At 50.9% G+C, this 15567-nt stretch carries 11 protein-coding genes; 1 reads left to right on the top strand and 10 read right to left on the bottom strand.

Going from position 1 to position 15567, the window contains the following annotated elements:
* Positions 1–11: 11 nt before the first annotated feature.
* The 10 genes from AC0YOB_RS08250 to AC0YOB_RS08205 form a co-directional block, all read right to left on the bottom strand.
* A complete protein-coding gene (locus tag AC0YOB_RS08250) occupies positions 12–260 on the bottom strand; it encodes a hypothetical protein (RefSeq protein WP_210045477.1) in 249 nt (82 codons plus the stop codon).
* 282 nt (positions 261–542) lie between these two features.
* Positions 543–1451 carry a cation diffusion facilitator family transporter gene (locus AC0YOB_RS08245; protein WP_475789663.1) on the bottom strand — a complete coding sequence of 303 codons (909 nt, stop codon included), beginning with the start codon at positions 1449–1451 and terminating at the stop codon, positions 543–545.
* A 419-nt stretch (positions 1452–1870) separates the two neighbouring features.
* On the bottom strand, positions 1871–2377 hold the full coding sequence (locus AC0YOB_RS08240) for a zinc ribbon domain-containing protein (RefSeq protein WP_210045475.1): 507 nt from the start codon (positions 2375–2377) through the stop codon (positions 1871–1873).
* 160 nt (positions 2378–2537) lie between these two features.
* Positions 2538–3155, bottom strand: coding sequence for a type 4a pilus biogenesis protein PilO (pilO, locus tag AC0YOB_RS08235; protein ID WP_475792445.1), 618 nt, complete (start codon positions 3153–3155; stop codon positions 2538–2540).
* Complete coding sequence (gene pilM, locus AC0YOB_RS08230; RefSeq protein WP_475792444.1) at positions 3139–4632, bottom strand: pilus assembly protein PilM; 1494 nt, start codon at positions 4630–4632, stop codon at positions 3139–3141. Before pilM ends, pilO begins: the two co-directional genes overlap by 17 nt.
* 16 nt (positions 4633–4648) lie before the next feature.
* A complete protein-coding gene (locus AC0YOB_RS08225) occupies positions 4649–5407 on the bottom strand; it encodes a prepilin peptidase (RefSeq protein WP_475792443.1) in 759 nt (252 codons plus the stop codon).
* Positions 5408–5473: 66 nt separating this feature from the next.
* Positions 5474–5947, bottom strand: coding sequence for a prepilin-type N-terminal cleavage/methylation domain-containing protein (locus tag AC0YOB_RS08220; RefSeq protein ID WP_475792442.1), 474 nt, complete (start codon positions 5945–5947; stop codon positions 5474–5476).
* 156 nt (positions 5948–6103) lie between these two features.
* Complete coding sequence (locus AC0YOB_RS08215; protein ID WP_475792441.1) at positions 6104–7312, bottom strand: type II secretion system F family protein; 1209 nt, start codon at positions 7310–7312, stop codon at positions 6104–6106.
* On the bottom strand, positions 7312–8349 hold the full coding sequence (locus AC0YOB_RS08210) for a type IV pilus twitching motility protein PilT (protein WP_475792979.1): 1038 nt from the start codon (positions 8347–8349) through the stop codon (positions 7312–7314). The genes AC0YOB_RS08215 and AC0YOB_RS08210 overlap by 1 nt, the downstream gene beginning before the upstream one ends.
* A 30-nt stretch (positions 8350–8379) precedes the next feature.
* The gene (locus tag AC0YOB_RS08205; protein ID WP_475792440.1) at positions 8380–10050 is read right to left on the bottom strand and encodes a GspE/PulE family protein; all 1671 of its coding nucleotides are present in this window, start codon (positions 10048–10050) and stop codon (positions 8380–8382) included.
* A gap of 324 nt (positions 10051–10374) precedes the next feature.
* On the opposite strand from AC0YOB_RS08205, the gene AC0YOB_RS08200 reads away from it, so the two are divergent.
* Positions 10375–15423, top strand: coding sequence for a DUF5057 domain-containing protein (locus tag AC0YOB_RS08200; protein WP_475792439.1), 5049 nt, complete (start codon positions 10375–10377; stop codon positions 15421–15423).
* Positions 15424–15567 lie beyond the last annotated feature (144 nt).

Here is a 15567-nt window from a genome sequence, read left to right as displayed (position 1 = left end):
AATCCTTTCACTTACATGTTCTGCCAGGCCTCGGCACTTGTTTGCCAATCCACACGATAGCCCGGCACTTCATGTCCCTTCTGCGTGATATCCATTAATACGTCATAGCGGTTTGTCGCGTCGATGATGGATTGATATTCCCCTTTTTTTATTGAAGGAAACGCAATAATTTCACCGGTATGAAAATAGACATGCAGCAAGGACTCATTCTCGTTATAAGAGCAAAAAGCAATTTGTTTGGATTCCACTGGCAAAAGCATAAAAACGCCTCCTTTGTATCTGAGTATGCATACAGCCTTGCTTGTATCTTTTTCCCCAATCCTGCTGCTTTTATGATAGAGAAATCCGCTGCCTCAATGAACAGCAACATAAGCCAACTAAAGGCTCTACTGTATCCTTACCCATATTCTTTGGACAGAAACCCATTTTTTTGGAATCATGGAGAAAAAATATCCGTTAGATGGCTATTATATGTGTGGCTCTCCCTCATTAGAATGGTGCAAAAAAAAACCAGCGCTATACGCGCCGGTTAGTTAATGCTATCAGGTCTGAGCCGGCTCTGAGCCAGGCTGCGCCCCATCTTCCATTCCCAGAGGCTCCACATGAACATGAACACTCATAATATTATGCTTGCGCTCCATGCGGCGCTCAATCTCATCGCTTATCCGGTGGCTCTCGACAAGCGTCAGCTCCGGATCGACCTGCACCACGACATCGATCAAGACATTGCTGCCATGAACACGGGCTTTAATGTCTTTGATGGAACGGACACCATGTGTGCTCTCAATCGTCCCGCGCAAGGAATGAAGCTCGTTCTCATTGAAACCATCCGTGAGCGCATGAGTCGAGCTGTAGAAGATTTCCCAGGCTGTTTTGCAAATAATAGCGCCTACCGCCAGTGCAGCCACCGGATCCAGCCACGGCAAACCGAATTGTGCGCCGATTATCCCCACAGCCGCTCCAACGCTGACAAGCGCATCCGACAAATTATCTTTGGCCGCTGCGAGCAAAGCCTGGTTATTAATCCGTTTGGCCAATCTTTTATTATATATGTAGACACCAGCCATTACCGCTCCGGCTGCCAGCGCTATCCATGCGGAGACTAGACCCGGAACAGCCTTATGATCGGCAAACAAAGACTTGAAGGCATCAATCAGCACTTGGATCCCTACTGTTGCCATAATGAAAGAAGCGATCAGAGCCGCGATCGTTTCCGCACGGAAATGTCCGTAAGGATGGTCCTTATCCGGCGGTTTTTGTGAGATCCGCAATCCAACCAGGACCGCGGTCGAGGCGACAATATCCGTCAGGTTATTGAAACCGTCGGCGACAAGCGCCGAGGAGTCAAACCCGTACCCGGCCACGAGCTTGCAGCCCGACAGCACGATATACGCCCCGATACTGACCAAGGCTCCCTTCTCGCCCTGTCTTATCTCCTGATACTGATTCAATGCCAGGCACCTCTTTCTGTTTATGTAACTTACGCTCGTGCCATTTTTTCCGATGTCGTTATCATACTAAACCAATATCGTGTGGGTCTAGAGAAACAGTGTTGGCAAAGACCTTACATTTATGCCGCGGCACAACTTGTTTGCGCCGGTTCAAATTGGCGGTTCCGCCTGCTGCATTCTAGCATATCCGTTCCGGGAGAAAATGAAACTTATGCTGCACAACGACAAAATAACCCCGCCTCTGGATGGCGGGGAGAGCATCAATGCCTAGGGTATTCACAAAACAATAATATCGTTTACGCCATCCCGGCGCAGCTTGCCAGTAACGTTAATTCTTCAAATCATACTTATAGAGGACCAAATAAAAACAGCCTTCCTCGAAGGCTGCCATCGCATGAAATAAGAACAGTGCGCTGTGTTTAATATCCCGGTTCTTCCTCGAGCCGCTCCGGTTCACCGCCCGAGAGCTTATTTCCGCAAGACAGGCAGTGCTTGCTGCTAAGATCATTCTCCGTCAGACAATGATTGCAGATGACACGGATTTCGCCAATCGTGTTCTCAGGTCTTGGCTCCTCAGGAAAAGGCGTCCCGCATCCGGGGCAAAATCTCGTATCCAATGGAACAACAATGCTGCAGGTCGGGCAGGTTTTCTCAAACCGGATATTCTTGATACGCTCTTCCAGAAACTGAATCTCCTGATTCAGGCCATCCACCTTCAGACAGTGGCTTACAACCTCCTCTTCGGATTGCGCAATATTCCCCTCCTGGTGAGAGGCATGTATAGCTGTTCCGATAAGATAAAATAATTTATCCTTTTCTTTCTCTTTGCCGGATATTTGCGATTTGAGCTTCGTGATTTCTACGGTCTGCTGCGCCTTCCTGGCCGCGTCGCTTGCGCCCTGCTTCATTTTATCGAAAAAAGACATAGCCATCTTCTCCCTCGTTTCGTCAAATTTCTCCTATAATTCTTTTATATTAACACATGAGTATCCTTCAAGCTATGTCTGTACGGACAGAAAAAAGAGACCCTCGTCATAATAGGCAAGCAGGTCTCCATGCATACAGATTTGCTTTCTTTGGCCCCGATCACGGGTTGAACGGGAGCTGTTCCTTATCCACCAGTTCCTTATAAGAAGGATCGTAATAAGCCGTGAAGGAGAGGTTGACAATAATCGGGACGCTGCTGTCCGAGGAAGCAGACGACTTTGCAATTTCCAGGTTATCCACTTCGATAAGCCGCGGCAAAGCCTCAAGCTCGCTCACAAAGCTTAATATATCGGAATAGTTTCCCTTGACAGACTCGGAGACCTTCAATTCCTTGACCGCAGGAGCGGAAGCCGCCCCGGCGTTCCCGGTATCCTTACTCTCCTCACCAGAATCTGCCGCAAAAGAAATCGACAAGTTCTTCACCCCGGTTTTTTTCTCGATATCCGCAAGATCAATCAGCATTTGTTCCGTATTATCCCACAGCGGCAGCGCTGCCTGTACCGTATCCTGCGAATATTGGGACTCCGTCGATTTCTTCTCGTCCAGCTTCTTCTGAAGCAGCTGCGTTTGACTCTCCAGCCTGACGATATCCCCATCCTGTCCGGATACGCGCTGGCTCTTGGGCAGTACCATATAGATGTAAGCCACAAGCAAAATGAGAAACATCAAGACGATAAGCAGCACGATGAGCGAACGGTTCTTAATCAGCTGTTCCATCGTTTTCCCCTTCCTTGGCCTGCTTCAGCAATATGGCGTAGGATGTGGTATAACGCTCCGATCCGGAGGAGTCTTCCGGTGTTGGCTGGATCGTTTGAAGCATGGAGCTCTGTATCGAGTCCCACTGCCGTATGTCAAACAAATAACGCGAAGCGTCACGCATGCTCACAAAGCTGGCGTTCAAGGTTATTTGTCCGTCGCCGGAGTATGAAATATTGTGGATCTGCGCCTGATCCGGCAGCTTGTCCTCAAGCTCCTGAATATAGACAACCGGATCCTGCCTCTCACTTGTCAAGCGCTCAATGGTCTCCAGGGGATTGGACTTCGTCCCCGCCGAAGCGCCCTGTCCCGTGGTCAAGCCGTTCTCCAATAGGATAAGATTATCTTCCAGCTCCTGTATTTTCACGTCTTTGCTGGCGATTGCCGAATTGGCAGTCAAGTAGAGATAGCCGATAATGCCTAAACCAAGCACCCATACTATTAAACAACTGAGTATAAAAAGCGGCAGCTTTCTGGCTTCCCGGTCCACGCGAGGGAGCAGATTGATTCGGGTTCCCTTCTCTACGGGTATGGACAACCCAGCGGCTATCAGAAAAGCTTCATCTTCTGTGTCATCCAGAACCGTGTCGTGATGTCTCGTCTGGATTTCGATATCGGGCTGCGATTGCCGGAATGCTTCCAGAAGTTTGGCCTTGCTGTCGCCGTTTCCTGTGACGATGGCCCTGGATATCCGCGTGCTTCCCTCATGGAGACCAAACTGATAGAAATTGAGCATCCTTGAAATCTCGGCAGACAGCTCGGCCAACTGGAGCTCAGACAGGCCTTCACCCTCATATTCGCCGTTCTCAGCCAGATTAATCGCCCGGATGAACACCGGATTGCCATCATGAAACATATGGATTTCAAGCGAAGCTTCATCGATATGAACAAGCATGGTTTCCGTCAATGGTTCGTTTTGCAGAGGATAGACAGCACGAGAAAGGGCAGTCGACACGATTTCCGCTCCAGCTGCCCGTATACCCGCTTCCTTCATCACACCCACACAGATTTCAATATATTTTCGCGGAGCCGCAAAGATGAGTACCTGAGTGCTCTCCTCGTTCTTCCCCAGCTTGATATAATCATAGACCGGATCCTCGAAGGGCAAATGCAGTGAGGTTTCCACTTCAAGCTCTACCAGCTGTGCTACTTCACGTTCATTGATCGTCGGAATACTCATTTTGCGCACGATTATTTGCGAAGTAGGAACGGTTAAGGTAGCAGTCGCACCGACCAGCTGCTCCTGCTTCGCCCACTGCTTGACCGCCTCCCGGAGCTGGTCCTCATGTACGATCTGATCATTGAGCATCGTTCCGTCCGGCAAAGGTATAAATCCGCTGCTGTCCAGCTCCCAGATTTTCCTCTTGCGCATGACCGCGTAGCGGACGCCGGAGTGATCGATCGTCAGGCCGATTCTTTTGGAGCCTATCGTAAACATTCATTATCACATCCTGCTAGGCAATTATGGAGAGATATCCGTCGATCAGCATCGTTCCATAACCATAGGAAATAAGCGTCCCTACTGCCAGAAACGGCCCGAACGATATCGGTTGTTTTCGTTTCACAATTTTAAACATTAAGAGACCGCCGCCGATCAACGTTCCAAAGAGACTTGCCAGTAAGAGGGCAAGCAAAATATGCGGAAAACCGACCGCAAGGCCGCAAATCGCAAACAGCTTCGCATCGCCAAGCCCCATCCCTCCGCGTGACATTACAATTACAAGCAGGATTACCCCTCCGCCAATAAGACTTCCCAGCAGGTAATGCCCTACGGGCTGCTCCCCAGGGTAAAGCAGGCGAATCAAAACAACGGCAGGCAGAAAAGCCAGCAGAATCTTGTTCGGAATGAGCATGTATCTGAGATCCGACACGGAAATAATGACCGTCAGACTGACGAGAATAAGCCCAAGCAGCGCTTCGATTCCGAGGTCAAAACGCAGATAGACCCAGACAAAAAGAAGCCCGGTCGCAAGCTCGCCAAGCGGATAGACGATGGACACTTTTGCACCGCAGTGGCGGCATTTGCCTCTGGTGAGCAGATAGCTGAGCACCGGCAGCAGATCCCGGGAACGAAGCCGGGTGCCGCATGCTGTACACCGCGAGGGCGGATGAATAATGGATTGTCTGGCCGGGACGCGCAGACCAACTACATTAAAGAACGAGCCGCAGGCGAGGCCGAGCACGAATACGTATAATGCGATAGCTAGTGTCATCAGGTTTGACCGCTTTCAGTGGTGTAGTGAGAAAAGGAACCGGTTGGGCCGGTTCCTCTTAATAATTTAACTAATCACTTCTTCTTGTTTCTTTCCCTTTCCTGCTATTACATCGTCAGGTTTAAAGTACCAAGTTTTCACCGTCGTAATGATTTGTACTGAATGTAATTTCCCATTTGTATCAAATTTCACATAGCCTCCATTAATCATATCTTTAGAACTTGGAAGGACAATATCGGATGCTAAATAATTCATCTTCATAAGGTTATCTGTATTCGTAGGATTAGTAGGATCAGCTATTTTTACAATTGCATCTTTAAAAACACCATTCTTCTCTGAAGTAATATATAGTCTTGCCGCATCATAGATTTGCGCAGCCGTTGCAACATCCGAATCTTCCTTCGAATTGTCTATAATACCGCTAATCAACGGAATCGCGATCGCTGCGATAATACCCAAAATAACAATAACAGCCAATAACTCAATCAACGTAAACCCTTTTTCATTCTTCTTCATCCGTTTCAATGCTGTAACAACCATTTTCATTTCCTCCCAGTATCGTTTCTTTTTATATTTTCTCTTTGTAACCGACCGCACTCCCTCTACCGACAACCCCAACCCCTATCACTCTCTATGCGCCGATCCCCCCACATTCAAATTCACCGTGAACCAGGTCTGCTTCGCTACCAAATATATCTAACCCATCTGCCCGTAAAGACTGAACATCGGCAGCATGATCGCAGCTACGATAAGCCCTACCACGCCTGCCAGAAACACAAGCAATATTGGCTCGATCAACGATTTCAGGCGGTCCACGGTATTCTCTACATCCATCTCGTAGAAGTCCGCGACCTTCGAGAGCATCTGATCCAGGGAACCTGTCTCCTCTCCAATGGCAATCATCTGCGTAACCAGGGGAGGGAACACCCAGGCTTTCTTCAACGGCTCCGATAATGGGTTTCCTTGACGGAGCGATTCGGCGGATTTGCGGATAAATCCGCCGACGACCTTATTGCCAACCACTTCCTCCACGATGCTCAGCGATTGCAGCATCGGCACCGAGCTTGCGTATAGCGAGGAAAGCGTACGCGTCATCTGCGCAATGGAGCCTTTCTGCCTCAGCTTGCCGAACACCGGAATCTTCAGCTTGGCATAATCGATCCAACAGGCGCCGCGCTCGCTGCGCTTCATTATCAGATAGCCGGCGACCAGAGCGCTCAGGACCAACAGCCAGATGTACCACTGATGCTGGATGCTGCTGCTCATCCCCATGACAATCTTCGTGATGAGCGGAAGCTCCGCGTCCACGGAATCAAACATCTGCACGAACTGCGGCACAACGGAGTTAAGCAAATAGACAACGGCGGCAATCGCAATCAACCCGACGACAACCGGGTAGGTCAGCGCGGATTTGATTTTCTCCCGCGTGACATGCTGCTTCTCGAAGAAAGTAGCCAGACGCTCCAATGTGCCTTCGAGGTCTCCGGATTCCTCACCGGCACGGACCATGCTAATGAACATCGGGGGAAAAATCCGCTTATGCTCCGTCACCGATTGGGAGAACGCGCTGCCTCTCAGCAGATTGGAATGCACATCGTGCAGCGCCTTCTTGAGCGCCTTGCTCTCTGTCTGTGCGGCCAGAATACTGGTCGTGTCGACAATAGTCACACCGGCGCGGATAAGGGTCGCGAACTGCCGGCAGAAGATAACAAAATGCTCCGTCTTGACCGGATTGCCGATATAGATATCCATCGACATCATCGTTGTCCGATGCTCCTCCAGCGAGAGCACAATAAGTCCGCGTTTGCGCAGCAGCTCCGCAGCGGCCGCTTTGTCCATCGAGGTGAGCGTGCCTTTAAGCTGCTTGCCGCTTCCGCTTTTGACATGATAAGCAAACTGCGCCATCAGAAGCCTCCTTCAGCCAGATAAGCTTTGGCCGCGGCAGGATCGACAGCCCCCTGCATCAGCAGCTCCTTGATGCTGGCATCCAGCGTATGCATTCCATGGGCTTTGCCCGTCTGCATTGCGCTTTTGATCTGGTGGACTTTCTCCGTCCGTATGAGATTCGCAACCCCGGCGGTGTTCATCATAATCTCGGTCGCGCAAACTCTTCCCTGCCAATTCACCCGGGGCAGCAGACGCTGTGAAATAACAGCAAGCAGCACAGCTGCCAGCTGGGTCCGGATCTGTCCCTGCTGATGACTCGGGAACGCATCGATGATCCGGTCGATCGTTTGCGGAGCGTCTGTCGTATGTAAGGTGGCAAATACAAGATGGCCGGTCTCCGCTGCAGTTACAGCAGCCGAAATAGTCTCCAGATCCCGCATCTCGCCGACAAGGATGACATCGGGATCCTGGCGCAGCGCCGCCCGCAGCCCATTGGAAAAGCTCTTCGTGTCGCTTCCGACCTCGCGCTGATCCACGATCGATGAAGCATGGGGATGCAGGAATTCTATGGGGTCCTCAAGCGTTACAATATGCTTTTTCTGCTTGCGGTTAATATAGTCGATCATCGCCGCAAGCGTGGATGATTTGCCGCTGCCCGTAGGGCCGGTCACAAGCACAAGCCCCTGATGCTTGCCAGTCAAGGTACTGATGACAGGCGGCAGCTCCAGTTGCACAAGCGTCGGAATAAGGGTCGGTATCGTACGGGCGGCAATGCTTACCCTTCCACGCTGGAGATAAGCATTGATCCGGTAGCGGGAGCAGCCTTCCAGCTCGTAGGAGAAATCCAGTTCGCCCGCCTGCCCGAAATGCGCCTGCTGCTCCCCGTTCAGCAGCGACATCGCCATATTTCTCGATTGCTCAGGGGTAACCTGCTCCTCGCCGAGCGGCTTGAGAGCTCCGTGAACGCGTATGATCGGCGGGGAGCCAACAGATATATGGAGGTCGGATGCCTGACTCTCGTGCGCTGTGCGCAGCAATTCTATGATCTGCTCCATCTCGTTATTCACCGTCTTCCTTTCACTCCCTTAGCCTTCATGCACAACGGTCTCGCGCAGCACTTCCTGCAGGCTGGTAATGCCCCGGGTCGCTTTCTCCAGACCATCGTCCATCAAATAAATCAGGCCATCCCGCAAAGCGGCAGCCCTCATCTCCTGCACCGATGCCTCCTCGCCAATCAGCCTGCGAAGCGCATCGTTGATGCCGAGCACCTCATGGATCGCCACCCTGCCGCGGTAACCGGTTTTGTTGCAGCTGCCGCAGCCCTTGCCGCGAAAGAGCTTGTCCGTATGTATCTCATGGCTCTTCAGAAATATCGCCTCCTGCTCGCTCGGCGCATATTCTTCTCTGCAATCCGGGCACACACGGCGAACCAGCCGCTGGGCCACGACCCCTATTAATGAAGATGCGATCAGATAAGGGGCAACCCCCATATCCCGAAAGCGCGTGACCGTACTGACAGAGTCATTCGTATGCAGGGTCGAGAGCACGAGATGCCCCGTCAGCGAAGCGCGGATGGCAATCTCTGCAGTCTCGCCGTCCCGGATCTCCCCAACCATGACAATATTGGGATCCTGACGCAAAATCGAGCGCAGACCGGCAGCAAAGGTAAGACCGATCGCCGGATTGACATGCACCTGATTGATTCCCTCCAGCTGATACTCCACAGGGTCTTCCACGGTGATGATATTCACGCTCTCCCGGTTGAGATGGCTGAGAGCGGAATACAGCGTGGTTGTCTTGCCGCTGCCTGTAGGGCCTGTAATCAGGAGAATCCCGTATGGCACCTCAATCATTTGCTTGAAAGCCTCGTAATTTCGGGGACTGAAGCCGAGCTGGTCAATCGCTTTGACCCCTACGCTCAAATCGAGAATCCGCAGCACGATCTTTTCGCCATGAATGGTAGGCAGTGAGGATACTCGGATATCCACCGTTTTGAAATCCACCTGCATCTTCATCCGTCCGTCCTGCGGAAGCCGGCGTTCGGCAATATTCAGCTTGGCCATGATCTTCAATCTTGCGGTGATGAAGCCTTGCATCTGCTTGGGGATAAGCCGCTCTGTGCGGAGAACGCCGTCCAGCCGGTAGCGGATTGCCACATTGTTCTCGCCCGGATCAACATGAATATCGGAAACCTGCAGCTGTACGGCCTGCTGAATCATCTGGTTAACCAGACGCACAACGGGAGAATCTTCATCCGTAATCTCCGTTTCGCGAATATCCTCATAAGAAGGAAGATCGGTCATGATCTGGCTCATGGAGTCCTGAAGGCCGTAATGACGGGCAATCGCCCGCTGCAGCTCATCCTTGGTGGAAATCGCCGGCTCGATTCGGAAGCCTGTGCTCATCCTTAGCTCTTCAATGGCAAAATAATCAAGCGGGTCGGCCATGGCGACCATCAGCTTCCCGCCCTCTTTTTGAACCGGGATGGCCTGATAACGGCGCGCAAGACTTTCCGGAATGATTTGAGTCAGGGAAGGGTCGATCTGATATTTAAAAAGGCTGATGTGCGGAATTCCCAGTTGAAACTCCAATACCTCTATCAGCTGCTGCTCTGTTATGTAACCTTGGGTGATTAATAAATCTCCCAGCTTTTGCTTGGTTTTGCTTTGTTCCCGAAGCGCTTCCTTGAGCTGCTCTTCCGATATAACGCTGCTCTCTACCAGCAAATCGCCCAATCTTTTTTTGACGATGCTCATAGGAATGCCCCCTCTTAATCCGTATGAACGCCTTTGGAATTCATTTTGATTGATTTAGACTTAAGACCTATTAACAAAATATTAATAATTCATAAGTCCTATTATTTTGTTTTCTAAACGTAATACAAAAGTATCATTTAATATAAAGTCAGTATACAACGATGTCGATATATAAGACAATAACTCTTTTTATACCGCGATAATTATATGTTTTTCTACAATTTTCCGTGTATAATAGATTCATCTGGCGATAATAGTTCTTTTGAACTATATTAATCTATCGCAATTGGAATGTTTGAGTACCTGAACCAGAGGAGAGATCGTATGAAAAAGTGGGCGAAAAGAGGAATTGCGGCGTTCCTTGTCTTATGTTTGTCATTCTCGCTGTCCGCTGTTCCCAAATTAGAGAGGACCACGGTGCATGCTGCCGGGGAGCCATCGATGGTCGTAATCAAAGCTGTCAATAACAACCGATATGTATCGGCGGATGGCTCAGGCGCTCTAACAGCCAGTGAAACAAGCGCCAATATGGCGCAGCAGTGGTTCGAGCTTATTCCACTTGACAATAATCAAGTCGCTTTGCGCTCCAGGGCCAGCGCCAAATATATGACCCTGACGAGCGCAGGCAGCAAAGTGATTGCAGCTGCCGCTTCTGTTGTTGGAACGAATGAAAAATTCACCTCTGTCACCAACACGGACAATTCGATCTCATTGAAAGCTGCCAATGGCAAATATATTAGCGTAGATAATACAACGAATGCAGCGTTGATCGCCAGTGCCTCCTCAACCTCCAAATCAACCAGGTTCATGACCGCTCCCCGCATTACCCGAATCCTGGAGATCACCGACAGCGGTTCCTCGGATCTGCAATCGGTGCTCGGATCTCAGGCAGGCATGTCCATTGAGACGGTGAGCATGAAACATTTTGTTGCCTTCCGCGGTGAGCTTAACGGCAAATACGACGCTATCTACATAGGCAAAGGGCTGTATAACCCTAAAACGCTTGGCGAGACGACCGACAAAACACGCGATGACGCGCACGATACCAAAGACATTATGAATGATATTACCCTGCTCAAGGCAAACGAAATTGTGGACTCTTTTATCAATAAGGGACAGCTTGTTATCTTATACAGCGACTCATCGGACAAGAGCGGTCTTATCTATCAGGGCAGCTCCAAGTCCCGGCAGACTCACGGCAAGCTCTACGATACTTTTGCCAGATACAAGACGGACACGCGTAATAATGTTCTTTTTATCGATAACTCAGGTCTTAGCGGCTTGCGCAATACGCTGGCTTCGCAAACATACAGCCGCATGCTGGATCAGCGTCCAAACCTGGTCATGAAGGAGTCCCCTGTGGATTATTTGACCAGTCCGAATGATCTGAACCGGGCCGGCGATACCCTTACCTACACGTTCGACATTCCGAATGCAGGGCAGTTTGATCCGGGCAATTTGACTGCCAATCTATATTTCGGCATCGATCAGGTACTCCGCTTCACCGCCGATCAGATCGTCGCATCGGCTGCCGTAAACGGTACTTCAGGCGAAATCAGCTTCCGGCTGCCAAAGGGATATTCCGGCCTGCATTATTGGAAGCTTGACGTCGTCGATAAAACGAGCAAGCTCAAAAGCTCCGCCTCCGGCGTCATCCGCTTCCGGGATGAAGTGACAACGGTACGTGTGCTCCAGGTTACGCCGAATAATGATTCAAACAGCAGCTTGAAGAGCAATAAAAATTTGACGCAATCCTATTTAAGCGCCGACGGCGAATACGCCATCAATATCGATGTTGTGAATTTCAATGCTTTTAACAGTGCTTACAACACCAAAGACTATGATAAACTGAACGGCCAATACGACATGCTGATCTTTGGCTTCCGGGATTCCTATAACGATTCCGCCAGTATCAGCGATAATGCAGCCAAAACGGTGGACCACTTTATCGCAACAGGCCAGAGCGTCATGTTTACGCATGATACGGTTTATATCGCGGAAAATGAAAACACCAATAATTGGGTTGAGTACTTTCAGAAGGAAACCGGTCAAAATGGGACTCATACCAACCTCGGTCTGGGTGCGCCGCAGACTTCGACCGATACGGTCAAAATCAATGACGGGCTGCTGACCCAGTTCCCGTTCAATCTCGGCAATACCGACACGAAAGTGGCAACTACCCATGACCAGTACTATACGCTGGATCTGGAAGACGAAAATGTCGTTCCCTGGTACAACATCAACGGCGGCACCCGCGATCCCGACGATAGCTGGAATCATTATTATACGTATTCCAAAGGCAACGTCACCTATTCAGGCAGTGGACATATATTCACGGGCAGCTCTCTCAATGATGCCTTTCCCGACTGGGAGGAACGGCTGTTTGTCAATACGATGTTCCGGGCATACATCGGCTCCAATCACGCGCCTGACGTGCATGTCTATACCCCTTCCGCTTATACGGCACAGCAGGATAATTTTATCCCGAGTTATCATGACATTGCCCTTAGCTTCGAACCGGAGGATCTCGATCTGCTGGACCGCAGCTTATCGGTTGAGGTGAACTTCATTTACAATAACGGGAAACACAAGCAATACGAATACGCAAGCGCCCAATCCGGCGTGACAATCACTAAATCCTTCGCCAACCCTTTTCCCAACGGCGGGGACATGACGATTGAGATCACCGTCACTGACAGAAGCGGCGCACGGACGGTCAAGGAAGTGCCGGTGAAGATCAGGAAAGTGTCTTCCAATCTTGAGGTAAACCGGATTGCCAGCGGTATATCTGCCGGCAACCTGGCAGAACGGAACGCGCCTGTGACAATTACGTACACAGCCACGCCAAAGCCGATTGCCAAGTCAGCAACAACATCAGGCGGAGAGCTAGTGATCAAGGATATCTCGTTTAGGGAGAAGCTTCCGGCTAATCTGGAGATTGCGGGCCTGCCTGGCTCAGTAACCAAATCAGGCACATTGTCCTCTGGCTATACATTAACCGGCTCCTTCAGCAATATTGTTTATTCCCTGGATGCAAGCGGACAGTTCTATCAGGCGCAGCCGCTCATCTTCTCAGTCAGCGCCAAGCCCACGGTTACCGGCAATTTCACATTGAACGATGCGGCACTCACCTACAAGGATGTGGGACAATCCGCTTCATTGCGGCTGCCTTACAATCCGCTTTCTTTCGAGTCCTATATCAAGCTGGATAATCTGAAAATCAATGATGCCATCATTGCAGTTGATGATCCGGCGACTACGGATGACGATGTAAGGCTGCTTCCGGAATATGCGCCGCAGGATGCCACGGTGGGCTTAATATGGTCCTCTAGCGACACTTCCATTGTTACGGTTAACGATAACGGAACCTTGAAAGGCATTAAACCCGGCAGCGCCCAGGTCAGAATTACAGACATATACAGCGGATTAAGTGCTGTTTCCAATGTAACGGTCATTAAAAGCGGGTTCACGCTGACAGGCGGCTCCAAGGTCGTAGCAGGCGGCACCATTCCCATCACGGCACTGCTGCTCAAAGGCTCCGATGAAGATATCGACAACCAGGGAATCGACTGGTCGGTTGATCCTGCCGACAGGGCGGAAATGATCTCCAGGACCGGGAGCAGCGGCAGCTGGATTGGACAGTTAAAAGGAGTCCAAACCGGAAAGGCCACAATCAAAGGGGAGGTCACCGTCCATTTTAGAAATACCACTGCGGCCAAGGTCTACTCCGCGGCCAAGGAAGTCACGGTAATCGGGAAGCCTGTTATAGATGGAAGCTCCAGTCTGTTGGTGGGCGACAGTGCTTCGATGACATTGCAATGGCCGGACGGGACGCCGGATTCCTACTCGGTGGACTGGAGTCTGGATGATTCCGGTGAAGCATTCGCCGGGGTGTCTCCAACCGGCACGGTTACCGCAATCAAACAGGGAACCGTTCAAGTGACCGCAACCATCACGACGGATACCGGCTACTCCTTCACGGTCGCCAAGGATATCGTGATTACGAATCCAACCCTGCAAATCACAGGACCCGCAGCTGCAGGTGTGGGGGACGAAATTGATCTGCAAGCGGCATGGACCGACACAAGCCGGACGCTTGGGGCGGTCGCATGGACGATTGACGATCCTGCCAAGGCCGGTCTGGCAAGCAGCTCCGATACCGGCAGCAAAAAGCTGCAGGCCAGGCAGCCCGGAACGGTCACCGTTACGGCTTCGGCAGATTTGGCAAATGGCGATACCGCCACTGCAAGCCATACGGTAACGATTGTGGACCGCAGTGTGGGCATCAATGGCAATGATTTTATTCACAAGGGCAATACATCGGCATTCCGGCTTGAGTGGAATCAAGAAGCGCCTTCCATCCGGTCCGTTGTTTGGGAACAGTCTCCTGCCGGCTTTGCAGAGTCAACCAGCAAGAACAATACAGGCATTACGCTCAGGGCTGACGCTCCAGGTGTCCTGACACTGAAGGCTACGATAACCACAAACAGCAATTTTGTGTTTACAGCGGAGAAATCCGTTACGGTTGATACGCTTCTGCTCTCCGGAGCGGATACCTTCGTCATTGGCGAACAACCGGATATTACAGCCTGGTGGTCGGGCCGGATAGGCTTGCCGGGCAGTATAGCAGACAAAGTGATCTGGAATTGGACGCTGGACGATCCGGCCACCGGTCTCCCCATCAGCATTGCTGCCTGCACATTCAATGGTCCTCTCTGCTCGCTGACGGCCAATGAGGCCGGAACTGCATATATTACGGCCAAAATCAAGCTGGATAACGTGATTGTTGCCAGTACCGGAAAAGCGATTCATATCGCAGGACTGCCCCTGCTGAAGACCGACAAGAGCCGCATAGCCAAAAACGCTTCTGCCAGACTGTTCCTTGAGTGGCCAAGCAGCATACCAGACGTCACGGTTAACTGGCAGCCAATAGCAGGAGGGGGAGCTGTTTTAACAAATGGAGCGACGATATCAGAGCATAATCTGGTCGGCAGCGGCTCAAGCGGAGTCTATACGGTCAGTGCTACTGTCATAACCGCATCCGGTTACGAGATCCCCGTCTCGGCGACGGTTGCCGTGATCGATGTTGCTTCGCCAAATAAACAGACCATCAGCGTCAATGAAACACGCAGTTTAAAGGACCTGATTACGGTCAAGCCTGATCCGCTCAGCGCCGAAATCAAGCAAACCATGAAGTGGGTCAGCGGAAATCCGGGGATTGTCACCGTGAATCCGGATACAGGTGAAATAACCGGGATCAAGGCCGGGCACAGTAACATTACGGTGACTTATCAGCTTGATGCGGATAAGGACCCTGATTCCGATACGTCAGCTGTCATTCCTATCGAAGTGACGGATGGCGACCGCTATTAATTGGCCGTCTTCCCAAGCACCCGGCATGTCCTTCCCGGATATGCCGGGTGCTATTATGCTGCCGAAGGAAGATATCGTTAGAACGAACCGTTACCTGAACAAAAAAAAGACGCTTTAGCAGCGCCTTTTGCCAAATTTCCATAT

Source organism: Paenibacillus sp. JT31N17 (assembly GCF_056269255.1).
This window is presented reverse-complemented; position numbering and strand designations above follow the sequence as displayed.

Excerpts from the sequence above, each read along its gene's own strand:
- AC0YOB_RS08250 (WP_210045477.1), bottom strand. The coding sequence starts at position 260 with ATGCTTTTGCCAGTGGAATCCAAACAAATTGCTTTTTGCTCTTATAAC.
- AC0YOB_RS08240 (WP_210045475.1), bottom strand. The coding sequence starts at position 2,377 with ATGTCTTTTTTCGATAAAATGAAGCAGGGCGCAAGCGACGCGGCCAGG.
- pilO (WP_475792445.1), bottom strand. The coding sequence starts at position 3,155 with ATGGAACAGCTGATTAAGAACCGTTCGCTCATCGTGCTGCTTATCGTC.
- pilM (WP_475792444.1), bottom strand. The coding sequence starts at position 4,632 with ATGTTTACGATAGGCTCCAAAAGAATCGGCCTGACGATCGATCACTCC.
- AC0YOB_RS08225 (WP_475792443.1), bottom strand. The coding sequence starts at position 5,407 with ATGACACTAGCTATCGCATTATACGTATTCGTGCTCGGCCTCGCCTGC.
- AC0YOB_RS08220 (WP_475792442.1), bottom strand. The coding sequence starts at position 5,947 with ATGGTTGTTACAGCATTGAAACGGATGAAGAAGAATGAAAAAGGGTTT.
- AC0YOB_RS08215 (WP_475792441.1), bottom strand. The coding sequence starts at position 7,312 with ATGGCGCAGTTTGCTTATCATGTCAAAAGCGGAAGCGGCAAGCAGCTT.
- AC0YOB_RS08210 (WP_475792979.1), bottom strand. The coding sequence starts at position 8,349 with ATGGAGCAGATCATAGAATTGCTGCGCACAGCGCACGAGAGTCAGGCA.
- AC0YOB_RS08205 (WP_475792440.1), bottom strand. The coding sequence starts at position 10,050 with ATGAGCATCGTCAAAAAAAGATTGGGCGATTTGCTGGTAGAGAGCAGC.
- AC0YOB_RS08200 (WP_475792439.1), top strand. The coding sequence starts at position 10,375 with ATGAAAAAGTGGGCGAAAAGAGGAATTGCGGCGTTCCTTGTCTTATGT.